The sequence below is a fragment of the Saccharopolyspora sp. ASAGF58 genome, assembly GCF_012277335.1.
Classification (GTDB): domain Bacteria; phylum Actinomycetota; class Actinomycetes; order Mycobacteriales; family Pseudonocardiaceae; genus Saccharopolyspora; species Saccharopolyspora hattusasensis.
Genome location: NZ_CP040605.1, coordinates 119,096 through 141,522, shown reverse-complemented (window position 1 = coordinate 141,522; position 22,427 = coordinate 119,096). Strand labels below are relative to the sequence as shown.

The window sequence follows — 22,427 nt, the reverse complement described above, 5'->3', positions numbered from 1 at the left end:
AGAGCCTGTTGGTGGATGGTCTGGGTGGGTGGTCGCTTAGCGGAACCTGAGAGCTTCCCTGGACTGCGGGTGCCCCTCCTTATGTATGTCCAATACGCGGCGGAGGGGCCGTCCTCGCCAGAAAACCTCTCAGAACCCGCCGATGGTCGTCCTGGCAAGGTGGATGCAAGCGGCTGCGCCGCTTCCAAAGGCGCAGACGGCATTCGCCGACAGTCTCTTATGCATCACCACGGCGGCTTGGGGTGGACCAGGTCGGCTTCCTTGGTCTCCGCGGGCAGCACGATGCGGATCCGGCCGCCGACGTACTGCTGGATCAGGTGCGCGCCGCGCGGTTTTCCGGTGGCGTCCCAGCTGAGCTTGCCGACCACGGTGTCCACCTCGTTGTGGTGCAGCCAGTCGATGAGCCTGCGCTGGCAGTCGGGGGCCGGATCGGCGCAACCGACGGCCTGCACGGCGGCGGCCACGACCTGGCCGGTGGTCCACGCGTTGGCCTCGTCCTCGTTGGGCGGGGAGTTGAACATCCGGGTGTAGTGCTCGACGAACTCCTTGTTGGACGGGAAGTTCGCGTCCGGTGTGTAGCCGGTGGGGGAGAGGATTCCCTCGGTCTGCTCGCCGATCGCCTTGGGGAACTCCGGATTGGTCGGTGCGGTGGAGAAAGCCGCCATCGAAGGCTGGTAGCCGAGTTGGCGCAGCGCCAGGATGAGGTTCACCGCGTCCTGGTACTGCGTTCCGCCGACGACGAGGTCCGCGCGCGAATCGGCGATCTTGGCCGCGATGGAACCGAAATCCGTGGTGTTGGGCGGGTAGACCTCATCGACCACCGTGCGGACTCCCGCCGCTTCGAGCTTGCCCTTCAAGCCGTAGGCCGTGCCCTGCGCGAACGGGTCGTCCATCGCGGCGTAAGCGGCGGTCTTCGGGCGTTGGCCGGCGGGCATCGCCAGGATCGCCGCGGCCAAGTGGTTGTAGTGGTCCTCCGCGACGGCGGGCGCGGCGTAGAAGAGGTTGTCGAAGCCCTGGTTGAACACTTCCCCGGCGGCGCCGGCCGGCTCGACGAACAGGAAGCCGTAGTCCTTGGCGACCTGCGCGGCCGGGATCACCAGCCGCGTGGAGAACGGTCCGAAGACCAGGTCAGCGCCGTCCTGGTTGATCAGCTTCTCGTAGTCGGCCGCGACGCGGTCGGCGTTGGACTGGTCGTCGAGGATGGTCAGCTCGACCTTGCGGCCCAACAACCCGCCGCGGGCGTTGACGTAGTCGGCCCACGCTTCGTAACCGCGGCGGACGCCCTTGCCGGGCTCGGAGAAGTCGCCGGTGAGGGGCAGGGAGATGCCGATCCGGACGCTGTCGTCGTTGCCTCCGGCGCCCGAACTGAGGCAGCCGGTCAGCGCGAGGCTCGCGCTGGTCACGAGTACACCTAGCCGAAGACGTTGTGAAATTTTCATGGTCCACCCGTCGTTGGGGCCTCCGTAAGCGTTTTCGTAAGCGCTTACGGCAGAATAGGAACCATCGGGTGATGTGGCAAGGGTCACGGATCATGATGGTGGGCGCGGTCCGTGAGGCGGACCGGAGCGGAAGGGGCAGGCACGGATGCCACAGCAACGCGCGAGGCTCAGGCTCATCGACGTCGCCGAGCGGGCCGGGGTGTCGATCGCGGCGGCGTCGCGGGCGCTGTCCGGGTCCGCGGGCGTCAGCGACGCCATCGCCGAGCGGGTGCGCGAAGTCGCCGCGCAAATGGGCTACGTCGCCAACGTGCACGCCCGCACGCTGGCCGGCGGCGCGAGCACCAGCGTCGGGCTGCTCGTGCACGAGATCGGCGACCCCTACTTCACCGAGATCGCCAGCGGGGTGCTGCGCGTCGGCGCGCAGCAGGGCCTGACCGTGCAGATCTGCCACACCGGGCGCGACCCGGAGAACGAGCTCGTCCAGGTCCGCACGCTGATCGCCAACCGGGTCCGGGCGATCATCATCGCGGGATCGGGTTTCGTGGACGCGCGGACGCAGGCGTCGGTGAAGCAGGACCTCCAAGCGTTCCAGGAAACCGGCGGCCGCGTCGCGGTGATCGGACGCCACCACTTCGGCACCGACGCGGTGCTGCCGGACAACACCGCGGGCGGCCGGTCCATCACCGAACACGTGCTTTCCCTTGGACACCGGCAGATAGCCTTCGTCGCCGGGCCACGGATCCTGACCACAGTGGCCGATCGACTCGCGGGAGCGGCGCAGGCGCTGGAAGCGGCCGGTCTGTCGATCGAGGACATTCCCGTCATCGAGGAGGCGTTCACGCGCGACGGCGGCACGCAGGCCATGCAGCGCGTCCTCGACGATCACCCCGACGTGACGGCGGTGATCGCGCTCAACGACGACATGGCGATCGGTGTCCTCGCGGCCCTGCGAGCGCGCGGAATGGCTGTGCCGAAAGACATTTCGGTGGCCGGCTTCGACGACGTGGCTGTCGCGGAGCACCTGTCGCCGGCCCTGACGACGGTGCGGTTGCCGATGGCGGAAATGGGGGAGCAGGCGTTGCTCCTCGCGCTGAAGCAACCGTCGGCCCGACCCCGCCGCCGCACCACGACGCACTCCCTGGTGGTGCGCGAGTCCACCGCGCCACCCCCGCCCCGCAAGCGCTGAACCCTCAAAGCTGCCGGAAGCCACGACGCAGCAGCGAAAGCCAGGGCACGCCGAGGCGGCACCCAACCACCACCGGACCACCGGCGCGAGTGTCGTGAGCGGTTTTAGGCGCTATAGCCCCGAAAATCGCGCACGGACCACCTCGGAACGCAACGTGGCCGCGATTCCCAGCAGCAGCGAGCGCCTTTTCCGTGCGCGGTCGCATTCTTCGACGGTGGGCATCGGCCAGTCGTAGAGTTCGGGGAGTTCCCAGGTCATGACGGCGGTGACGTGGCCGTTGTTCGAGCGCGCTTGGCGGACGGCCCACCGCAGAGCGTTCCGGGACGGCGGTGAGCCGTCGATGCCGACGACGATCGAGTAGTCGCGTTGCTCGCTCATGCTGTCCCCGTGCCCGTTCGCGACGACCGTGCGCAGCCCACTCTGCATGGGCCACCCGAGCGCGCGGAAGGGTCGATCGGCCTCGACCCCGGCAGGTGACCATCAGCCCTACCTGGGGCTTCGGTGGTGCGGAATCGTCGATACGGGTGGGATGCTCGGGGAGGTCGAGATGCACTACTGGGATGGCTACGGCATGGGTGCGTGGGGGTTCGTGGTGACGACGGTGAGCATGGTGTTGTTCTGGGTGCTGATCATCGCCGCCATCGTCGCGGTGGTCCGCTACCTCGGGCGCACCGGACGCGTTGAGCGCGGGACCGGCCGAGCGGAGGAAATCCTCGCGGAGCGGTTCGCGCGCGGCGACATCGACGAGGAGGAGTACCGCCGCCGGCTGCAGGCTTTGTCGGAGCACGACCGCCGGAGAACATGATGTGCGGATGCTTCCGCACGGTGGCGTTGGCGGGCAGTCCGGCCAGCACTGCGAACCCGGACGGGCGAGGGCGTCTCCTGGCCGGATCCATGACCACAGTGGACACCCGGTGGCCGCGGCTCGGCGACGGTGCCCCGGCCCCGGACTCGATGACGAAATGCCCTAATCCCGCTTGGGCGGGCGGCCCAATCCTGGGAGGGAGCGAACCTGCCTGGAGCACGTGATGGACGGCAACTCACTGCGAGCCGACGTTCGGTGGCTCGCGCACGCGTTGGGGCGGAATCCGCTGCGGCGGGGGCTGGACCGAGTCGCGGCTTTCGCGATCCTCGTGCTGCTCGGTGCCGCCGTGCTGATGGTCCCGGCGGCGATCGCGGCCGGGAACGCGAACTACGCCGAGGCAGCGCGCGAGGCTGCGGTCGCCGCCTCGACCAGGCGACCGGTGGAGGCCGTCGTGACGAGTGCGCCCGTCGTCCACGTGATCGGCGGAGCCGAGCACGAGTCCACCAGCTACTCGGCAGAGGTTTCGTGGACCGGCACGGACGGCAGGGCGCGTGTGGACGTCGCAGCTGTCCCGGCGAAGACGGTGCTCGGCAGCAAGGTCCGGTTGTGGGTGGACACGGCAGATCGCATCACGGTCGCGCCGCCGAGCGAAGCCCAGCTGCAGGCCTCTGCGGGCGCGGTCGCCTTCGAGATCGTGGTTGCGGGCGAACTGCTGTGCGCCGGGTTGATCTGGTGCGTCCGCGGGTTCGCCGACGCATGCGCCGAGCGTGCCTGGAACCGCGAGTGGGAGATCGTAGAACCGAAGTGGCTGGAACACTGAGGGCGTGGCTGCGAGGCCGGTGGGATGCGCGGGGTGTTCGAGGGTGATGGGGATGCGCGGGTGTTCGAGGGTGATGGGGATGAGCAAACCTGTCGTTGTCGGGTTCGACTTCTCGGAATCGTCCCTGCGCGCGGTCCGGTGGGCGGCTCGCGAAGCCGCCAGCCGATGTCGGCCGCTGCTCGCTAGGCAAACCCGGTGCGACGTGGCACGATCTCGCAGGTGACCAGCAGTCCCGTTCCGGCGCAGCGCCTGCGCGACCTCGCGCTGCTACGCCGCGTCCGCGACCGGATCGACCGGGAGTACGCGCAGCCGCTGGACGTCGAGGCGCTTGCCCGCGGCGTGCACATGTCGGCCGGGCACCTCAGCCGCGAGTTCCGGCGCGCTTACGGAGAGTCGCCGTACTCCTACCTGATGACGCGCCGCATCGAGCGCGCGATGACGCTGCTGCGTCGCGGCGACCTCAGCGTCACCGAGGTCTGCTTCGCGGTCGGCTGCTCGTCGCTGGGCACGTTCAGCACCCGCTTCACCGAGCTGGTCGGCGTGCCGCCCAGCGTCTACCGGAGCCAGGAGGCGCGCGCGACGGTGGGGATGCCGTCGTGCGTGGCGAAGCAGGTGACCAGACCGGTCAGGAATCGAGAAGCGCCGAGCCCGAGCCGCACCTAGCGTGACTGCCATGGACATCACCATCCACAACGCGTTCCTCCCGCACGACGACCCGGCCGCATCGCTGGCCTTCTACCGCGACATCCTCGGCTTCGAAGTCCGCAACGACGTCGGATACAACGGGATGCACTGGATCACGGTCGGCCCTCCCGGCCAGCCCGGCACGTCCATCGTCCTGTACCCGCCGGCGGCCAACCCCGGCATCACCGACGACGAGCGCCGCACCATCGCCGAGATGATGGCCAAGGGCACCTTCGCCATCATCACCCTGGCCACCACCGACCTCGACGGTACCTTCGAGCGGCTGCAGGCCAGCGACGTCGAGGTCGTCCAGGAGCCGACCGAGCAGCCCTACGGCGTTCGCGACTGCGCCGTCCGCGACCCTGCGGGCAACCTGATCCGCATCAACCAGCTCAGCTGAGCCCGCAGGAAAGGCTGACAGCTGGGACGAGATAGATCTCAGGCGCATCTTGACGAGGTGCCCTCGGTCCCCCGACGCCTCGTCCCCGCCGCCCGGGTTTCGCCGGTAACTGTCTCTTGTGGACCTGACGGGGGGCAGGGAGGCGCAGGTTCGGATCTCGACGTTGGTGGAGGCCCGCGCAACGGCATGGAAGATTCAGCGGGCCTCTTCGCGCGGCTCCGGCGTCAGGACTTTCCCCGCGTGTTACGGAAGTGCGCGTTGGCCTCGTCGACGTCGACGAGCGGCGCGGGGTAGCCGAGCCGGTCGCGTTCGGCCGGATCCATGCGCCGGGGATCGTGCAGGGCGGCCGTCGGGAGGCTGGCGAGTTCGGGCACGTACCGGCGGATGTAGTCGCCGTTCGGGTCGTACCGCTCGGCCTGGCGCATCGGGTTCAACACGCGGTTGGGCCGGGTGTCGGCCCCGGTGCCGGCGACCCACTGCCAGTTCATGGCGTTGTTGGCGACATCCCCGTCGACGAGCAGGTCGAAGAAGTGCTGCGCGCCGAGCCGCCAGTCGAGGTAGAGGGTTTTGGTGAGGAAGCTGGCGGTGATCAGCCGTGCTCGGTTGTGCATCCAGCCCTCTCGGCTGAGCTGGCGCATCCCGGCGTCGACGATGGGTATGCCGGTGCGTCCGTCCCGCCACGCCCGGAACGCCGCCGGGTCGTCGCGCCACCGGTCGCCCCGGGAGCGGTAGTCGAGGTGGCTGCACCCCGGCCGCGCGGCCAGCATCTGGTGGTGGAAATCCCGCCAGGCGAGCTGGCGGACGAAAGCGCGTTCGGGTTCGCTGCGGCCGGCGCGCGCGACGATTTCCACCGGCGACAGGCAGCCGAAGTGCAGGTAGGGCGACAGCCGTGACGTCGCGTCCCCCGCGAGGTCGTCGTGCCCCTCGTCGTAATCGGCAACGCCCTGTTCGAACCACTGCAGCATCCGCTGCCGAGCCGTGGTCTCCCCGCCGCGCGGCAGGTCGGGGGACAGCTCGCCCGGGCAGAGGTCCTCGCGGGCCGGCATCGGCCCGGTCCGCACGCCATCGGGCATCCGCAGCGCCTCCGGTGCCGCAGCGGTGCGCCGCGGCGGCGTTTCCACCCAGCGCCGGAAGTACGGGGTGAACACCGCGAAGTGGTCCTTACCGGCCGGCGTGACGCGGCCCGGCGGGTGTGCGGTGACCACTGCTTCGTGGACGTGCAGCGGGCAGCCGCGGTCGGCCAGGGCGAGCCGCAGCCCGTTGTCCCGGGACCGGGCGTAGGCGCTGACGTCCGCGGCGACGTGTACCTCCGTCGCACCCACCTCGTCGACCAGCCGGGCGACCTCGGCGGCCGGGGTGCCGTGCCGGACGACCAGGCCGCCACCGGCCTCGCCCAGCGATCTCCGGAGGTCTCGCAGGCAACCCAGCAGGAACGCGATCCGGTTCGGCCGGGTGAAGGGCAGCCGGAGCAACGTTTCGTCGAACACGAAAAGGGGAACCACGCGATCGGCCCGCGCGGCGTGGTGCAGGACGGGGTTGTCGTGCATCCGCAGATCGCGGGTGAAAAGGCAGATCGCCGTGCGCAATGGCCTCGACCTCGTCCGTCTACACCGGAACCTGACCGACGCTACCAGTCAGTCGGCCGGATCGCGGATGGGCCCGGGAGACGCAATTTCCGCAATTTCCATTGAAATCGAAGGTTCGATTTCAATGGAAATTGCGGACTACGTCGAACGGTAGGGTTGGCGGAATGGCGGCTGGTGCATCGAAGTTGTGCCTGGTGACCGGAGCGACCGGTTACGTCGGCGGTCGGCTCGTGCCGCGTCTGCTCGCCGACGGCCACCGAGTGCGCTGCCTGGTCCGTTCGCCGGAGAAGCTCCGCGACGTGCCGTGGCGGGACCAGGTGGAGGTGGCGCGCGGCGACCTGCTCGACGCCGACGCGGTGCGCGCCGCCTGCGACGGTGCCGATGTCCTGTTCTACCTCGTGCATTCCTTGCGGCAGAAGGGATTCAACGATCTGGACCGGCGTTCGGCGTCCATCGCGGCGCGGGAGGCCGAGCGGGCCGGGATTTCGCGGATCGTGTACCTGGGTGGTGTGCATCCCGCTTCCGGGGAGCTTTCCGAGCACCTCCGCTCGCGTGCCGAGGTCGGGGAGATCCTGCTGGGCAGCGGGGTGCCCACCGCGGTGCTGCAGGCGGCGGTGATCATCGGCTCCGGCTCCGCGAGTTTCGAGATGCTGCGCTACCTCACCGAGCGCCTGCCGGTGATGGTCACGCCGCGCTGGGTGCGCAACCGGGTCCAGCCGATCGCCGTGCGGGACGTGCTGCACTACCTGGCCGCCGCCACCGACCTGCCGGCCGACGTCAACCGGAGCTTCGACATCGGCGGCCCGGACGTGCTGACCTATGCGGACATGATGAACACGTATGCCGAGGTGGCCGGGTTGCCGCGGCGGCGGATGCTGCCGGTCAAGGTCCTCTCGCCCGAGCTCAGTTCCTACTGGATCAACATTGTCACGCCGGTACCGCGCAGCATCGGCGCGCCGCTGATCCAATCGCTGATCAACGAGGCGGTCTGCTCCGACCACGACGTCGGAGATCAACTCCCGCCGCCAGAGGGCGGGCTGACCTCCTTCCGGGAGGCCGTCGCGATGGCGTTGCGCAAGATTCAGCGCGGCGAGGTGGAGACGCGGTGGGCGGACGCCTCGCCGACCGGTGCCCCGTGGGAGGCGCTTCCAACGGACCCACCGTGGTCCGGCGGCACGGTCTACCGGGACGTGCGCGAGGGTGCGTCGAAGTCGTCCCCGGAGGACGTCTGGCGGGTCGTCGAGGGCATCGGCGGCCGCAACGGTTGGTACTCGTTCCCGCTCGCGTGGGCGGTGCGGGGGTGGATCGACCGACTGGCCGGTGGGGTCGGCCTGCGCCGCGGCCGGCGGGATCCGCAACGACTGCGCACCGGAGACGCGCTGGACTGGTGGCGCGTCGAGAAGATGGAGGAGGGCCGGTTTCTCCGGCTGCGCGCCGAGATGAAGGTGCCCGGACGGGCGTGGTTGGAGCTGTCCGTCGAACCCGCGTACGGCGGCGCGCGCTACCGGCAGTGCGCGGTCTTCATCCCGAGGGGGCTGCTGGGACACGTGTACTGGTGGTGTGTCGCGCCCTTCCACGGCTTGGTCTTCGGTGGCATGGTGCGCAGAATCCTCGGCGCAGCCTCGCGCGGTGAGCCCGATCGGCGCTGCTGATGATCCGGTTGCCGGGCAGGCCGCCGATTCGGCGGGCCGAAGTCCGCGCCATCCCGCACCCTCCACGCATGTACGACGAAGAAGTGTTTGGGCTGCACAACCAGATCGTCCACGAGCTCAGCCTGGCGTGCTGGCTGGTCGGCAACTGCCTGGAGCGCGAGGAGTGCTGGTCTTCGCCGCAAGCGCGGGGGCACATCCTGCGGTGCTGCGCAGCGGTGGTGGCCTGCGTTGGACATCTCGCGGACCGGATTTGCGACCAGGACCCGACGGTGGCGGCCGAGGTGCGGCGACTGGCGGCGCTGCTGGAACACCACGGCGAGCAACTCGACCGTCCCGAGTGAGCAAGGTCAAGGGGCCCAGCGCGGACGATCTCGTCGCGGGCCTTCGCGCGACCATCGCGCAGGCCGGCGAGCACAGCTGACGAACGGGCCGGGTAGGCTGGCCGACTTCGACGAACCCCGGATGGCACTGGGTACGCTCAGCGCGGTGGCGACCGGGACGCGCTTGCGTCCCGTGGCCAACGCTTGCCCCGACGGTCCAGGAGGTGTGCGATGTCCGAGTGGCGGCCGTTGCGCCGGGCCAAGCGCGTCCGGGGGGCGGCGAACCCGGATGATCGGGCACGGGCGCCGGAGCGGTCGATGGATCCGCACGTGGCCGAAGAGGTGCCGTTGGCGGATCGGCCGCTGGTGGACACCGCGATCTACCGGGATGGGCGCCGGGTGGCGACGCCGTCCAGCCTCGCCGAGACGTACCGGCACCTGCCCGGGGCGGACGGCACCATGGCCTGGATCGGGCTCTACCGGCCCGCGGAGGAAGAACTGCTGGCCGCGGCCGAGGAATTCGGCCTGCACAAGCTCTCGGTGGAGGACGCGATCGTCGCCCACCAGCGGCCCAAGATCGAGCGCTACGGCGAAACGCTGTTCGTGGTGCTGCGGGCCGCCCGCTACCTGGACGAGCCCGAGGAAGTCAGCTTCAGCGAACTGCACCTGTTCATCGGCCCGAACTTCGTCCTCACGGTCGGCCACGGCCAGGCGCCGGAGCTGGCGGCGGTGCGCCACCGGATGGAGGCCGACCCGGACCTGCTGGGGCGAGGGCCGGAGGCGGTGCTCTACGCGGTGCTGGACAACGTCGTCGACGGTTACGCGCCGGTGATCGCCGGGCTGCAGAACGACATCGACGAGATCGAGACCGAGGTCTTCGGCGCCGATCCGCACGTGTCGCGGCGGATCTACGAGCTCTCGCGCGAGGTCATCGAGTTCCAGCGGGCCACCGGTCCGCTGCTGGGGATCCTGCGCAGCCTGGAGGCAGGTTTCGAGAAGTACGGCATCGACGAGGAGCTCCAGCGGTACCTGCGGGACGTGGCCGACCACGCCACCACCGTCGCCGAGCGGGTCGACGGTTTCCGGCAGATGCTGGACAACATCCTCACGGTCAACGCCACGCTGGTCACCCAGGCCCAGAACGAAGAGATGAAGAAGATGACCGAGGCCAGCTACGTGCAGAACGAGGAGATCAAGAAGATCTCCGCCTGGGCCGCCATCCTGTTCGCCCCCACCCTGATCGGCACGGTGTACGGGATGAACTTCGATGCTATGCCCGAACTGCACTGGGGGCTCGGCTATCCCTTCGCCCTCGCCCTCATGGCCGCCGTGTGTCTCGGCCTGTACGTCATATTCAAACGCCGCGGCTGGCTCTGACCACCGCCAGGGGACGGCAGCGTCCGTTACCCGGCGAACCCGATGCTGCCCGGGTTTGTCCCGCGGCTGCAAGGTTTTCGCAACTGGCTGTCTCCTATGGACCTGGCCGGGGCTGGGGGAGAAGGTTCGAACCCTGTCAGCCCGGCGGACTGCTTCGTGACCGACTTTCACTCCTTGACCAGCCAGAAGCCGGCGTCGTTGACGTGGGAGAAGAACAGCGAGCCGGCACCGATGGCCAGCACGACCAGAGCCAGGTGCGTCGGCGGCAGGTCGGCGGCGAACGTCCACACGTCGGCCGCGGCACGGACCAGCATCAGCACCACGGGGGTGAGGACCGTGACGAGCGTCCAGGTGAAGCTCGGGCGGCGCGTGCGCTCGCCCTCGGCCGACCCTGCGGGCATGAGGCGAGGGCGTCCATGATCCGCAGCGAAGGACGCCGTGCGTGTTTTTGGGTGCTATGGCACCCACAAACGCTCACGGGTGTTCTTCCGCCACGCGAAGGTGGCCATCGGCAGACATGCCCCGAACAGGGCGCGTCGCCCAGCGTGTGCTGGCCCTGGCTGCCGCGATCTGGCACAACTTCCGCACCGGCCAGCCAGTCACTCGCTCGCTCACCGCCTACGATCACTGATCGTATTCAGACTTACTCGTCTAATTAGCGCGCAGTTCGAACGAGGGCGCTCACGTCCGCACCAGTTGGTCGCGTTTGTGCGTGATCTCGTCGAACAACTTCCGGAATGAGGCGGCGAACTTGTCCACTCCCTCGCGTTCCAGCACGGCGGTCACGTCGTCGTAGTCGACACCAGCGGCGGCGAACCGGTCGAAGGTGCGGCGGGCCTCGTCCACATCGCGTTCCAGCGTGTTCGCGACGTGCCCGTGGTCCTGGAAGTCCTGCAGCGTCTCCCTCGTCATGGTGTTGACCGTCTGGGGACCGATGAGCTCTTCGACGTAGAGAACGTCGCGGTACTGCGGGTTCTTGGTCGAAGTGGAGGCCCAGAGGCAGCGCTGCGGGCTCGCGCCGGCCGCAGCGAGTTCTTCCCAGTCGGCACCGGTGAACAACTCCTTGTAGGTCTGGTAAGCGAGTTTGGCGTTCGCGATCGCGAGGGTGCCCTTGATCTCGTCGTGCCCACCGATCGCGTCCAGTCGGCGGTCGGCTTCGGTATCCACCCGCGAGACGAAGAACGACGCCACGGACGTGACCGACCGCAGGTCCCCGCCGTTGTCGCGGAGTCGCCGCAACCCCCGCAAGTAAGCCCCGGCGGCGCCGCGGTGCCGCTCCAGGGAGAACAGCAGCGTCACGTTGACCGGGATCCCGCCGGCGATCGTTTCCTCGATCGCCGACAGGCCGGCCTGCGTACCGGGGATCTTCACGAACAGATTCGGGCGATCGATCATCCGGTGCAGGCGAGCGGCCTCGTCGATGGTGGCCTGTGTGTCATTCGCCAGTTGCGGATCGACTTCCAAGGAGACCCATCCGTCCCGGGTGCCCGCGCTGCGGTCGAAGACCGGGCGGAGCACGTCGCACGCGGACCGGATGTCGTCGCGCGCGATGGCCAGGAAGACCTCCTTGGGGTCGGTCTCGGTGGCCAGCACCTCGCGGAGCTGGTCATCGTAGTAGTCGCCTTCCGCGATGGCGCCCTGGAAGATCGTGGGATTCGACGTCACCCCGGCCAATCCCCGCTCCACGAGCTCGGCCAAGTCACCGTCGCGGACGAACCGCCGGGACAAGTAATCGACCCAAGGACTCTGTCCGTGCTCTGCCAGGGCGTGCAGTGGTGTCCTCATGGCATCTCCTGTCCGAGTCATATACAGGGACCTACCCGGAAGATCCGCCGCAAACACGTGATCCGCCCCCAGCAGCGAAGCCGAAACGGCGGTCAGGGCATGTTCTCGGAGACTCGCGTGCGGCACGTCTCGGTCACGGCGTGGTCGACGACATCCCTGATGTCGAGGCGGCGGCCGTACACCGAACGCTGGCGGCTCGCGGCGCTGCCGCGCGCCCGCAAGGTCTGCAACAGCTGGGTGACCAACTCGAGATCGCCGTTGTCTTCGAGCACCGGGCGCAGGAGTTCGACCAGACCGGTCAGAAGCTGCCAAGCGGGGACCAGCCGACCGGTGGCGGCGTCCAGGGCATCTCCCTCGAGCCCGTCCCGGGCGGCGCGCCAGCACGCGGCCCACAGCATCTGGTCATCAACGTGTTCGGGGCCGCGCAGCCGCTCGTCCGGTGCGAGCGCGGCGGTCACCGATGCGCGGGTGAGCCCGGCGAGCAACACGGCCTCGTCCACGGTCGCGGCGGCGTCGGCGACCCGAACCTCCAGGGTCGGCACGTGCGCGGAAGGCCGCGCATACCAGTAGAGCATGCCGGGGTCGATCACCATGCCGGATGCCAGGAGGCAGTCGAGGATGCCGCGGTAGTGCGCCACCGAGGTTAAGTGGGGCGCCGGGCGCGCGGTCGGCAACCGCGACCACAGGGCGAAGCGCCAGCTCGCGTAGCCGGTATCGACGCCGCGGTAGAACGGCGAATTCGTGGTGACCAGCAGCAGGGCCGGCAGCCACGGGCGCAGCCAGTTGCTCGCGCGCAGCGTCGACTCCAGGTCGGGAGTGCCCACGTGCACGTGGCACCCGCACACCCCTTGCCCCTCGACGATCGGGCCGTACTCGGCGTATATCCGCCGGTATCGGGGCGTGTCGGTGACCGGCGGTGGTCCCGGCTGCCCGGTCGGCGCCGCCCCGATGGCCGCCAGTCGCCAGCCGTGCTCGGCGGCGGCGGTGGCGAGCTCCATGCGCAGCTGGATCAACGTCCGGCGCAGTTCGTGGAGGTCGCGGCACACCGAGCTCGCCGCCTCGATCTGGGCGGGAGCCAACTCGGGGTGCACCTCACCTTCACCGCCGCCGTGCCGGACGCGCGAAACAGCCACCCCGCTGCCCGCAGGCTGCAATGTCTCCGGATCCACGAGGAGGAACTCCTCCTCGACTCCCAGGGTGAGCAGGGTTGGCCGATCGCCTGGCCTGACCATTTCCGCTCCCCGCTGGCAGGACGTGCTCGGCCGGGCCGGTCACGTGGGGTGAACAGAGCGTTGCCGATGCGGTACCCGCTCCAGGACCGGTTCAACCGTGGCGCTCGGCCCGGCACCGGGCACCGGTCGCGAAGCCCCGTCGAATCAAGCTCACACGTCGGCCGCTGTCCGGAATCCGGTGTTGCCACTGGAACTATCCGGCGTGTTCGCGGTGCGTGCGGCGACCCGGTAGCGGTTGCAGTAGGAGTCGTGGCACAGGTACGAACCGCCGCGCAGCGACCGGCTCTGCTCGCCCGGGTCGAACCAGTCGGCGCACCATTCCCACACGTTGCCGGACACATTGTGCAGCCCGAAGCCGTTCGGCTGATATGCGTCGACGGCAGCGGTGCCGATGTGCCCGTCCTCCGCGCTGTTGTGCACGGGGAACCGGCCCTGCCAGATGTTGCACCGGTGCTCCCCGTTCGGGGTCAGCTCGTCGCCCCAGGGGTAGCGGGCCTGGTCGAAGCCACCGCGGGCCGCGTACTCCCATTCGGCTTCCGTCGGCAGCCGCCGTCCGGCCCAGGCGCAGTAGGCGGCGGCATCGTGCCAGGACACGTGCACGACGGGGTGGTTCCAGCGGTCGTCGACGTCGCTGCCCGGTCCCTCCGGGCATCGCCAGAACGCGCCTTGCGCCCCACACCACCACGGTGTCTGGTCCGGGCGCGGCGAGGCCCCGCGGATGCGCCCGGGGAGGAACTTCGCGAACACGTAGCTCCAGCCGAAGCGTTCGGCGTCCGTGCGGTAGCCCGTGGTGTCGACGAACGCGGCGAAGCGAGCGTTGGACACGCAGTGCACGTCGATCGCGAACGGCGCGACGGTGACGGGACGTACTGGGCCTTCCCGGTCCTCCGGGATGCGGTCGGGATCGTCCGTGCCCATGCGGAACGTGCCGCCGGGCAGCTTGACGAGCGGTCCCTCGTCGAACCCGTGCCCGGGGACGATCCGGTCGGGCAGGGCATCGCCCGCTCTCGCGGGCGGACAGCAGCCGGACAACGCCGTGCACCTCCACTTCGGTCGCGTGGCGGATCGCGATGTTCCTCGCCAACGTCGTCCTGGCAGGGTCCCACATGACGGGTTTCAGCCATGAAGTCACGTGACCGCGTTGTGGTCGCTGCTGTCCAGAACCGCTTCTGTCGGCGGCGCGCTGATGATGGAAGCTCGGGCGGATGTGCGACAAGCTCGTGCTCGAGCTGTGCTGACCTAATGAGTCTTTCAACCGGAGCGCGGCGGTAGGCGGTGGAGCACGACGTTTCCGATGTGCTCGCCGGAGAGCTCAGCGGTCAGGTACGTGCAGTGCGGCTGGCGGCGGCGGTCGGTGGGCGAACCGGGGTTGAGCAGTCGGAGACCGCCAGGCGTGGTGGTGTCCCACGGGATGTGGCTGTGCCCGAACACGAGCACGTCGGTGTCCGGGAACCACCGGTCGCACCTGGCCTCCCGGCCCTGGGCGGGGCCGGTTTCGTGGATCACCGCGAGCCGGACCCCGTCCAACTCGGCGCGGGCGATCTCGGGTAGCCGTTTCCGCAGTTCCGGACCGTCGTTGTTGCCGTACACGCCGATCGTCCGCGCGCCGCGCGCCTCCAGTTCGTCCAGCAGTGCGACATCGACCCAGTCGCCGGCGTGGATGACGATGTCGGCGGCTGACACCGCGTCCCAGACCTCCTCCGGCAGGGCTTTGGCGCGTTTCGGGAGGTGCGTGTCGGCGATCAGCAGCAGGTGCATGCCCCGAGTGTCGAGGAGCCCGGTGCCGGTGCGCCACAGTGCGGTGACCGCGGCGGAACCTGCGCTGACGAAGCGGGCTTCGCCCTGCACTTCCGGGGCGGACGGTCACGGGACGTCGCTGCCTCCGTCACCCTGGGGTGGCGCAATTTCTCGCGAAATTGCGCCATCCCCGGGTGACGCGGGTCAGCCGAGGGCCGTGCACGTCCGCCCCGGAAGCCGCCAGTGCGTCGAAGTGCCGCTCGTAGTCGTCGCCGTCGCACGCAGTGCGGCCGCTCGGGGCGGCGTCGCGTCCGGTTCCTCCGGTCATGGCTCGATCATCGCAAGCCGCGTCCGGGAGGTGAGAGGGCGCCCGCGGTCAGCTTCCCGGGTGGCCTTCGCCCGTGCGCATACCTCGCCACAGCAGGTCGATGAGCCTGGCGGTCGGGCCCTGCCAGTCGCCGTTCGGATCGAGGTAGAACAGGCCGCCCAGCCCGCGCAGGACCGTTTCCGGATCCAGGTCGGCGCGGACGGTTCCGGCCTCGACGTTGGCCTCCAGCAGCATGGCGACCGCGCCGGCCATCGCCTCGTGGGCGTTGGCGGGCAGTTCGCCGTGCGACGACCTGGTGGCGCCGAGGGCCCTGGCCAGGCCTCGCTTGGTCATCATGTAGTGCGTCAGGTGGTCGGTGACCCAGATCTGGAACGCCTGTTGCGGGGAATACTGCTCGAGCAGGGGCGGCACGACGTCGACGAGGTGCCGCAATTCGCGCTGGTAGACCGCCAGGATGAGCGCCTCGGGAGCGGGGAAGTGCCGGTACACCGTGCCGACGCCCACGCCGGCCTGCTTCGCGATGGCGTTGAACGAGATCTCGCCCGAACCGGCCAGCGACTTCGCCGCCGCGGTGAGGATGCGCTCGTGGTTGCGCCGGGTGTCCGCGCGTCGGGGACTTACCGCGCCCGTCGTCATCGTCCCTCCCGGTTGGCTGCCGCGTCCTCCCCGGAATGTAATGCACCGACCGCGCTCGACCAGGGGCAACCTTCGGGCGAGCGCTCTCGTTGCAGTGCGGATAAGAATCCGCTAGCGTGGTTTCCGGGACCTGAAACGGATAATTATCCGGTTCAGTGATGGTATCGGCGTAGTTCCCACCACGACAACCCACGCCGCCATGCTCGTCCCATCCGGTCGATCTGCGGGAAAGAGATCCAGTGGACATCTCACTCGAAATCAATGGCAGGACGGAACAGCTGGCCGTCGATCCCGGCGTGACGCTGCTGGACGCCTTGCGGGAACACCTCGGCGTCACCGGCCCGAAGAAGGGCTGCGACCGGGGGCAGTGCGGCGCCTGCACCGTGCACGTCGACGGCAGGCCCGTGCTTTCGTGCCTCACCCTGGCCGCCACCGTGAAGCGGCCGGTGACCACGGTGGAGGGCCTGTCCGACGGGGATCGGCTGCACCCGGTCCAGCAGGCGTTCGTAGACCAGGACGCCCTGCAGTGCGGGTTCTGCACGTCCGGGCAGGTCATGTCGGCCGTAGCCGCGGTCGAGCAGGGCGTCGAGGACGTCCGCGAGTTCATGTCCGGCAACATCTGCCGCTGCGCGGCCTACCCGAACATCATCGCGGCAGTCGAACAGGCGAGGCAGGCTGATGCGTCCCTTTGAACTCACGGCACCGCCGACCGTCGAAGCCGCGCTCGCTTCGCCCGGCACGTTCCTGGCCGGCGGGACCACCCTCGTCGACCTGATGAAGCTCAACGTCCTCACGCCGCAACAAGTCCTGGACATCAACGAGTTGCCGCTGCGTGGCATCGACACGAGCGACGGGTTGCGGATCGGCGCGTTGGAGCGGATGACCGACGTCGCCGAGCATGCCGGTGTGTACCCGGCGATCTCCCGCGCCCTGCTGCAGAGCGCCTCCCAGCAGTTGCGGAACATGGCCAGCATCGGCGGGAACCTTCTGCAGCGCACCCGCTGCACGTACTTCCGCGACGTCGCCACGCCCTGCAACCGCCGGGAACCCGGCAGCGGCTGCCCCGCGATCTCGGGGGCGAACCGGATGCACGCGGTGCTGGGCACCAGCGACTCGTGCGTGGCGACGCACGCCAGCGACCTGGCGGTCGCGCTGGTCGCGCTCGATGCGGGGCTCCGGCTGGTCAGCGCCACCGGGAGCCGCACCGTCAAGCTGGCCGACTTCTACCGCCTGCCAGGGGAAACGCCCGAGGTGGAAACCGGTCTGCGCCCCGGCGAACTGATCGGTGAGGTCCTGGTGCCGCGGCTGGACTGGGCGGCGCGTTCCACCTACGTCAAGGTGCGGGACCGGCAGTCCTACGAATTCGCGCTGTGCTCCGTCGCGGTCGCGCTGGACGTCCAGGACTCCCGCATCGCCGACGCCCGGGTGGCGGCCGGCGGGGTGGCGACCGTGCCGTGGCGGCTGCCCGCGGTCGAGGATGCCCTGCGCGGTGCGCCCGCGACCCTGGCGGCCTTCGAGGACGCGGCGTCCGTGGCGGCCGACGGTGCTCGGCCGTTGCCCGGGAACGGTTTCAAGGTGTCTTTGCTGAAGCGGACCGTCGTCCGCGCACTGCTCGAACTGACCGAAGGGAGCCGCCTGTGACCAGTCGGCTGGACGGCCCGCTGAAAGTCACCGGCCAAGCCAAGTACGGGGCGGACAACAACTTCCCCGGCATGGTGTACGGGTACGTCGTGCTCAGCACGATCGCGCACGGCGAGATCGAGGCCATGGACGTCACGGCCGCGAAGAGCGCTCCCGGCGTGCTCGGCGTGTACACGCCGTTCGACCCGCTGGAACTGCGCAAACCGAGCTCCCCGGTCTTCGGCGAAACCTGGGTTCCGCTGCAGGACCGGGAGGTCACCTACTACGGCCAGCCGATCGGCTTCGTGGTGGCCGGGACCTTCGAGCAGGCCCGGGACGCGGCGCTGCTCATCGAGGTCACCTACCACGCCCGGCCTGCGCTGACCTCGCTGCAGGACGGCCTGGCTTCGGCCGAACCCGCACCGTCCAACGAGGACATCACGGTCCTCGCGGACGACGTCGAGTCCATTGAGGACGCTCTGGGTGCGAGCCCGGTGGTCGTCGAGGCCACCTACCGCACCGCGACCCAGAACCACGCCGCGATGGAGCCGCACTCCGCAGTCGCGGTGTGGGACTCCGCCGGCCTGACCGTCTACAGCGGAAACCAGGGCTCCGACCTGCAGGCGGGCGAACTGGCCGCCGCGCTGGGCCTGGAGGGCTCGTCGGTCCGCGCGCTGAACCCCTTCGTGGGCGGGGCTTTCGGCGGCAAGGCCCGCACCTCCGCCCCGGCGTTCCTGGCGGCCGCCGCGGCCAAGGCCCTCGGCCGGCCGGTCAAGGCCGCGCTCACCAGGGAGCAGGTCTTCACCGCGACGGCTACCCGCGCCGCGACGGTGCAGAAGATCTCCCTCGGCGCGGATGCCGGCGGCACGCTGATCGCGCTGCGCCACGACTCGTGGTGCAGCACGCCGGCGGACCGGTCCTTCGTGGAGCCGACCTCGCACGGCACCTCGCGGGAGTGGTACGCCACCCAGAACCTGTCGATCAGCCAGAAGATCGTGCCGCTGAACATCCCGCCGACCACGTTCATGCGGGCGCCGGGCGAGGCGCCCGGGTCCTTCGCGTTGGAGAGCGCGATCGACGAACTGGCGGTCGCGCTGAACATGGACCCGATCGAGCTGCGCCTGCGGAACAACTCGCTCGCGCCGCCCGGCAACGACCTGCAGTGGTCCAGCAAGCACCTCGACGAGTGCTTCCAGGTCGGCGCGCAGCGGTTCGGCTGGGCGAACCGCTCGCCGCGCGGCCGCGCCGACGGCGACTGGCTCGTGGGCATGGGGGTGGCCACCGCCATGTTCCCGGCCCTGCGGTTCCCCGCCACCGTCGAGATCACCCTGCGTGAAGACGACACGGCCGTGGTGGCGACCAGCGGTGCGGACCCGGGGACCGGCCTGCTGACCGTGCTCGCCCTGGTTGGTGCGGAATCGCTGGCCATCCCGGCGGACCGGATCACGCCGAAGCTGGGCGACTCGGCGTTGCCCTCTGGTGGCATGTCCGGCGGGTCGACGGGTACGGCGAGCGCGGGTTCGGCCGTCATGATCGCCGCCACCGAGGTGATCGACGCGCTGCTCGCGCTGACGTCGTCACCGGGCGCACCGTTCGAGGGCGCGGAGCTTTCCTACGAAGACGGGCGAGTGCTGGCCGATGACGGCCGCGCGATGACCTTCGGTGAGGTGCTGCGGGCGCTGGGGCGCTCGTCGATCTCCGCGACCGGTTCCTCGGCACCCGGCGAGGAGCTGGCGAAGCACTCGTTCAGCTCGTTCGGCGCCCAGTTCTGCGAGGTCCGCGTGCACAAGTGGACGCGCGAGACCCGGCTGTCGCGGATGCTCGGCGTGTTCGACTGCGGCCGGATCATCAACGAGAAGGCGGCTCGCAGCCAGGCCATCGGCGGGATGATCTGGGGCGTGTCGGCCGCGCTGCACGAGGCCCTGGAGATCGAGGAGAGCGGTCGGCTGGCCAACGCCGACTTCGCCGGCTACCTGGTCCCGGTGAACGCGGACATCCCCGATGTCGACGTCCACTTCGTCAAGTACCCGGACACGCTGCACAACGCCGTCGGCGCGAAGGGACTGGGCGAGATCGGCACGGTCGGCATGGCGGCGGCCGTCGCCAACGCCGTTTACCACGCCACGGGCATCCGGGTCCGCCACATCCCGATCACGATCGAGGACCTCCTGGACTAGGACCTCCTGGACTCGCACGTCTGCGGATGGCCACCTTCGCGTGGCGGAAGAACACCCGTGAGCGTTTGTGGGTGCCATAGCACCCAAAAACACGCACGGCACCTTCGCTGCGGATCATGGACGCCCTCGCCTCATGCCCGCAGGAATTTGGACTTACTCGTCGACGATCGGGAAGACTGGTGGCCTTCACGCTTCTTCGACCACTGCCAGCACGAAAGCTGGTCTGACACGGTCTCCGCGTGCGTTTGGCCTTGCGGCCGGTTCCCACGCAACTCGCGGTACCTGACGTGTTTCACCTGCCGCCGCAGGAAAACCGTTGACCGGGCTTGGCTTTCGCTCGGTCAGCAAGCAATACACCACACCACGCTCGGTCACCCATTGACACCGGCTCCGGAACTGTCAGTAACCCCTGGTGGTTCGCGGGTTCGCGGGTTCGCGGGTTCGCGGCGCCGCCTGCCGAGCCGGCCGCCGGCGCCTTCCGTAACTCGGCCTCCAGCCGCTCTGCCTCCTCGCCGCCGATCGCTTCGCCGCGGGCGACGAGCCCGGCGACGTCCGAGAGCGGGATCTGCTTGAGGACCAGGGCGAGGACGAAGGCGATGCCGATGAACGGCAGGAGGTACCAGAAGACGGGCGCGAGGGCATCGGCGTAGGCCGTGACCACGCCGTCGCGCACCGGTGCGGGAAGCTGGCTCAGCTTCTGGGGATCGAGCGTCGCGGTGGCGGTCGAGGCGTCCGACGCCGAGGCGCCGGACGCGGTGAAGACGCCGGTGAGATTCTCGGTGAGGCGAGTGGTGAAGATCGTGCCGAACACCGCGGTGCCGAGCGCGGCACCGACCTCGCGGAAGTAGTTGTTGGTGCTGGTCGCGGTGCCGATCATGGCGGCGGGGACCGCGTTCTGCACGACCAGCACGACCACCTGCATGATGAGCCCGAGGCCGGCGCCGAAGACGACGAACAGGTAGACGCAGTTGACGTCCTTCCCACGGCTAAAGCCGGGGGATTCCAACCAGCGCTAACGCCGGTTGCGGTTCCTGCTTCACGGACCGCCTAACGGCGAGGTCTCCACAGGCTGTCACCGCCCGTCCGGCGGCGAGAATGTTCTTCGCCGCGTTCACGTCAGCGTGCGCCGTGTGGCCGCACTGGGTACACCGAAAAACCGCTTGGCTCTCACGGCTTTCCGGGTCCACAGCACGGCACACCGCGCACGTCTGCGACGTGTACGCAGCAGGCACCTTCACGATCTCGCTGCCGGTATAGCGGGCAGCGTTACCCAGGGCCAGTTCAAGCTTGTGCCAGCCTTTGTCGAGGATGGCGCGGTTCAGGCCGGACTTTTGGGCGACGTTCCGGCCGGGTTCTCCGGCGGTTCCGCTCGCCGACCGGGTCATGTTCCGGGTACGGAGGTCTTCCAGCACGACCAGCGCGTTGCGGTCGGTGAGCTCGGCCGCGACCTGCGAGCAGAAGTCCGCTCGCCGGTCGCGTTCGCGCCGCTTCAACCGGCGCATCTTGCCGAGCGTCTTCTTACGGTTTGCGCTGCCCCGCTTCTGCCGGGAAAGCTTCTGCTGCAACCCGCGGTAACGCTCATCCTCGCCAGGCGAGACGAAATCGCGGTCAATGAGCTTGCCGTCACTGGTAGCTACCGCTGCCGCGACTCCACGATCGACACCGACGCCGCTGTGGGGTGCGGCGTGCCGTTCTGGGGTGATGGCGCCGTCGTCGACGAGGAACGACACGAACCAGTCCTGGCCGTCGCGGGACACTGTCGCGGACCGCACGGCACCGCCGAGCTGGCGGGTCATGCGGAACTGCACCCACCCCAGCTTCGGGAGCTTCGCCCGTCCCCACCGCTTGTTCAGCCGCTCGACCTCGATGAGCTTGCCCATCGGGAACCGCAACGACGGGTTCCAACGCTGCTTGCCGCGCCACTTAACCCGGAACGTGCCGTGGTCGCGGCACGCCCGGTCCAGGTCCTTCAACGCCTGCTGGAGGATGTGCGACGGCACGGTCTGCAACCAGTCGTGCTCGGTTTTCGCGTCGGCGAGCTGTCCGGCTTGCTCGTTGTAGTTCATCCACGCCCCCCGCCGCCGGTACTCGCGGCGTTGTTCCAGTGCGGTGTTCCACACTGCCCGGCAGATATTGCCGAACTCCTCGCACTGGGCGGCCTGCGCGGTGGTGAGCTTCAAGCGGTAGCGACGTCCCGTCAGCATCGGCTCACCGGGCCTTCTGCTGTTCGACGTAGCGCTTGATGACCGACAGCGGTGCGCCGCCGACCGTCGCGACGAAGTAGCTGTTGGTCCACAGCGTCGGAAGCTTCGACCGCAACCACGGGAACTCTTCCCGCAACACCCGCGACGAACGTCCCTTAATCGCTTTGACCAGCTTGTGCACCCCGTACTGCGGGTCGACTTCGACGAGAAGGTGAACGTGGTCCGGCATCGTTTCCAGCTCCACCAGCCACGCCCCCTTCTCCTCGACGACTTCCCGGATGAGCTGCTTCAAGCGTTCCTCCATCCGGCCACCGATGACCCGGCGCCGGTATTTCGGGCACCACACGACGTGGAACGCGCACTGAAAGGTGATGTTCGCGTTCGATCGCAGCGTGACGGCCATACCCAGAACTATACAGCGCCGAACTATCTAACGTTG

General features: G+C 69.1%; 24 protein-coding genes and 2 pseudogenes. 13 read left to right on the top strand and 13 right to left on the bottom strand.

Features of this window, described 5'->3' with window-relative positions:
* Window positions 1-224: 224 nt before the first annotated feature.
* Window positions 225-1,403: an amino acid ABC transporter substrate-binding protein gene (locus FDZ84_RS00355; RefSeq protein WP_168584196.1), complete on the bottom strand. Its 1,179-nt coding sequence runs from the start codon at window positions 1,401-1,403 to the stop codon at window positions 225-227.
* Between the two features lie 181 nt (window positions 1,404-1,584).
* On the opposite strand from FDZ84_RS00355, the gene FDZ84_RS00350 reads away from it, so the two are divergent.
* A complete protein-coding gene (locus FDZ84_RS00350; protein ID WP_168584195.1) occupies window positions 1,585-2,625 on the top strand; it encodes a LacI family DNA-binding transcriptional regulator in 1,041 nt (346 codons plus the stop codon).
* A 111-nt stretch (window positions 2,626-2,736) separates the two neighbouring features.
* On the opposite strand, the gene FDZ84_RS00345 is transcribed toward FDZ84_RS00350, so the two are convergent.
* Window positions 2,737-3,051: a universal stress protein gene (locus FDZ84_RS00345; protein WP_168584194.1), complete on the bottom strand. Its 315-nt coding sequence runs from the start codon at window positions 3,049-3,051 to the stop codon at window positions 2,737-2,739.
* Window positions 3,052-3,172: 121 nt separating this feature from the next.
* Here FDZ84_RS00345 and FDZ84_RS00340 point away from each other — a divergent pair, with 121 nt between their 5' ends.
* The 5 genes from FDZ84_RS00340 to FDZ84_RS00325 all read left to right on the top strand — a co-directional run bounded on the left by FDZ84_RS00340 (window position 3,173) and on the right by FDZ84_RS00325 (window position 5,334).
* The gene (locus FDZ84_RS00340) at window positions 3,173-3,430 is read left to right on the top strand and encodes an SHOCT domain-containing protein (RefSeq protein ID WP_210435376.1); all 258 of its coding nucleotides are present in this window, start codon (window positions 3,173-3,175) and stop codon (window positions 3,428-3,430) included.
* Window positions 3,431-3,653: 223 nt separating this feature from the next.
* Window positions 3,654-4,250: a hypothetical protein gene (locus FDZ84_RS00335; protein ID WP_168584192.1), complete on the top strand. Its 597-nt coding sequence runs from the start codon at window positions 3,654-3,656 to the stop codon at window positions 4,248-4,250.
* A gap of 46 nt (window positions 4,251-4,296) precedes the next feature.
* Complete coding sequence (locus tag FDZ84_RS40440) at window positions 4,297-4,473, top strand: universal stress protein (protein WP_371812945.1); 177 nt, start codon at window positions 4,297-4,299, stop codon at window positions 4,471-4,473.
* Window positions 4,470-4,913: a helix-turn-helix transcriptional regulator gene (locus FDZ84_RS00330; protein ID WP_168584191.1), complete on the top strand. Its 444-nt coding sequence runs from the start codon at window positions 4,470-4,472 to the stop codon at window positions 4,911-4,913. Before FDZ84_RS40440 ends, FDZ84_RS00330 begins: the two co-directional genes overlap by 4 nt.
* Before the next feature lie 10 nt (window positions 4,914-4,923).
* Complete coding sequence (locus tag FDZ84_RS00325) at window positions 4,924-5,334, top strand: VOC family protein (protein WP_168584190.1); 411 nt, start codon at window positions 4,924-4,926, stop codon at window positions 5,332-5,334.
* 224 nt (window positions 5,335-5,558) lie between these two features.
* On the opposite strand, the gene FDZ84_RS00320 is transcribed toward FDZ84_RS00325, so the two are convergent.
* Window positions 5,559-6,920, bottom strand: a complete 1,362-nt coding sequence (locus tag FDZ84_RS00320) for a deoxyribodipyrimidine photo-lyase (RefSeq protein WP_168584189.1) — start codon at window positions 6,918-6,920, stop codon at window positions 5,559-5,561.
* Window positions 6,921-7,084: 164 nt separating this feature from the next.
* On the opposite strand from FDZ84_RS00320, the gene FDZ84_RS00315 reads away from it, so the two are divergent.
* From FDZ84_RS00315 to FDZ84_RS00305, 3 genes are all read left to right on the top strand, one after another.
* Window positions 7,085-8,572 (top strand): SDR family oxidoreductase, encoded by a 1,488-nt coding sequence (locus FDZ84_RS00315; RefSeq protein ID WP_168584188.1) that lies wholly within the window; start codon window positions 7,085-7,087, stop codon window positions 8,570-8,572.
* Window positions 8,572-8,913 carry a hypothetical protein gene (locus FDZ84_RS00310; RefSeq protein WP_168584187.1) on the top strand — a complete coding sequence of 114 codons (342 nt, stop codon included), beginning with the start codon at window positions 8,572-8,574 and terminating at the stop codon, window positions 8,911-8,913. The genes FDZ84_RS00315 and FDZ84_RS00310 overlap by 1 nt, the downstream gene beginning before the upstream one ends.
* Window positions 8,914-9,123: 210 nt before the next feature.
* On the top strand, window positions 9,124-10,269 hold the full coding sequence (locus tag FDZ84_RS00305; RefSeq protein WP_168584186.1) for a magnesium and cobalt transport protein CorA: 1,146 nt from the start codon (window positions 9,124-9,126) through the stop codon (window positions 10,267-10,269).
* A gap of 170 nt (window positions 10,270-10,439) precedes the next feature.
* On the opposite strand, the pseudogene FDZ84_RS00300 reads toward FDZ84_RS00305, so the two are convergent.
* Window positions 10,440-10,577 (bottom strand): annotated as a pseudogene (locus FDZ84_RS00300) (gluconate transporter); the annotation flags it as partial.
* Window positions 10,578-10,801: 224 nt separating this feature from the next.
* Between FDZ84_RS00300 and FDZ84_RS38415 the strand changes: the two are divergent.
* Window positions 10,802-10,900 (top strand): annotated as a pseudogene (locus tag FDZ84_RS38415) (IS982 family transposase); the annotation flags it as partial.
* 50 nt (window positions 10,901-10,950) lie between these two features.
* Here FDZ84_RS38415 and tal read toward each other — a convergent pair.
* From tal to FDZ84_RS00265, 6 genes are all read right to left on the bottom strand, one after another.
* Entirely contained in the window at window positions 10,951-12,054 is a 1,104-nt protein-coding gene (gene tal / locus FDZ84_RS00290) for a transaldolase (RefSeq protein ID WP_168584185.1), read from the bottom strand.
* A gap of 92 nt (window positions 12,055-12,146) precedes the next feature.
* Entirely contained in the window at window positions 12,147-13,286 is a 1,140-nt protein-coding gene (locus tag FDZ84_RS00285; RefSeq protein WP_168584184.1) for a glutamate--cysteine ligase, read from the bottom strand.
* Window positions 13,287-13,436: 150 nt separating this feature from the next.
* A complete protein-coding gene (locus FDZ84_RS00280) occupies window positions 13,437-14,318 on the bottom strand; it encodes a formylglycine-generating enzyme family protein (RefSeq protein WP_371812749.1) in 882 nt (293 codons plus the stop codon).
* A 219-nt stretch (window positions 14,319-14,537) separates the two neighbouring features.
* Window positions 14,538-15,044: a metallophosphoesterase gene (locus FDZ84_RS00275; protein ID WP_168589698.1), complete on the bottom strand. Its 507-nt coding sequence runs from the start codon at window positions 15,042-15,044 to the stop codon at window positions 14,538-14,540.
* Between the two features lie 127 nt (window positions 15,045-15,171).
* Complete coding sequence (locus tag FDZ84_RS37560) at window positions 15,172-15,351, bottom strand: hypothetical protein (protein ID WP_210435375.1); 180 nt, start codon at window positions 15,349-15,351, stop codon at window positions 15,172-15,174.
* A gap of 48 nt (window positions 15,352-15,399) precedes the next feature.
* On the bottom strand, window positions 15,400-15,987 hold the full coding sequence (locus FDZ84_RS00265; RefSeq protein WP_168584183.1) for a TetR/AcrR family transcriptional regulator: 588 nt from the start codon (window positions 15,985-15,987) through the stop codon (window positions 15,400-15,402).
* Between the two features lie 239 nt (window positions 15,988-16,226).
* On the opposite strand from FDZ84_RS00265, the gene FDZ84_RS00260 reads away from it, so the two are divergent.
* From FDZ84_RS00260 to FDZ84_RS00250, 3 genes are read left to right on the top strand one after another with little or no spacing between them, the layout of a single operon-like run.
* Entirely contained in the window at window positions 16,227-16,679 is a 453-nt protein-coding gene (locus FDZ84_RS00260) for a (2Fe-2S)-binding protein (protein ID WP_168584182.1), read from the top strand.
* The gene (locus FDZ84_RS00255; protein WP_168584181.1) at window positions 16,666-17,628 is read left to right on the top strand and encodes a xanthine dehydrogenase family protein subunit M; all 963 of its coding nucleotides are present in this window, start codon (window positions 16,666-16,668) and stop codon (window positions 17,626-17,628) included. Before FDZ84_RS00260 ends, FDZ84_RS00255 begins: the two co-directional genes overlap by 14 nt.
* Entirely contained in the window at window positions 17,625-19,784 is a 2,160-nt protein-coding gene (locus FDZ84_RS00250) for a xanthine dehydrogenase family protein molybdopterin-binding subunit (protein ID WP_168584180.1), read from the top strand. The genes FDZ84_RS00255 and FDZ84_RS00250 overlap by 4 nt, the downstream gene beginning before the upstream one ends.
* Window positions 19,785-20,076: 292 nt before the next feature.
* Here FDZ84_RS00250 and FDZ84_RS00245 read toward each other — a convergent pair whose 3' ends face one another.
* From FDZ84_RS00245 to tnpA, 3 genes are read right to left on the bottom strand one after another with little or no spacing between them, the layout of a single operon-like run.
* Complete coding sequence (locus tag FDZ84_RS00245) at window positions 20,077-20,790, bottom strand: hypothetical protein (protein ID WP_246868707.1); 714 nt, start codon at window positions 20,788-20,790, stop codon at window positions 20,077-20,079.
* Complete coding sequence (locus tag FDZ84_RS00240; protein WP_168584179.1) at window positions 20,771-21,988, bottom strand: RNA-guided endonuclease TnpB family protein; 1,218 nt, start codon at window positions 21,986-21,988, stop codon at window positions 20,771-20,773. Before FDZ84_RS00240 ends, FDZ84_RS00245 begins: the two co-directional genes overlap by 20 nt.
* A 4-nt stretch (window positions 21,989-21,992) precedes the next feature.
* Complete coding sequence (gene tnpA, locus FDZ84_RS00235) at window positions 21,993-22,391, bottom strand: IS200/IS605 family transposase (RefSeq protein ID WP_168584178.1); 399 nt, start codon at window positions 22,389-22,391, stop codon at window positions 21,993-21,995.
* Between the last annotated feature and the right edge of the window lie 36 nt (window positions 22,392-22,427).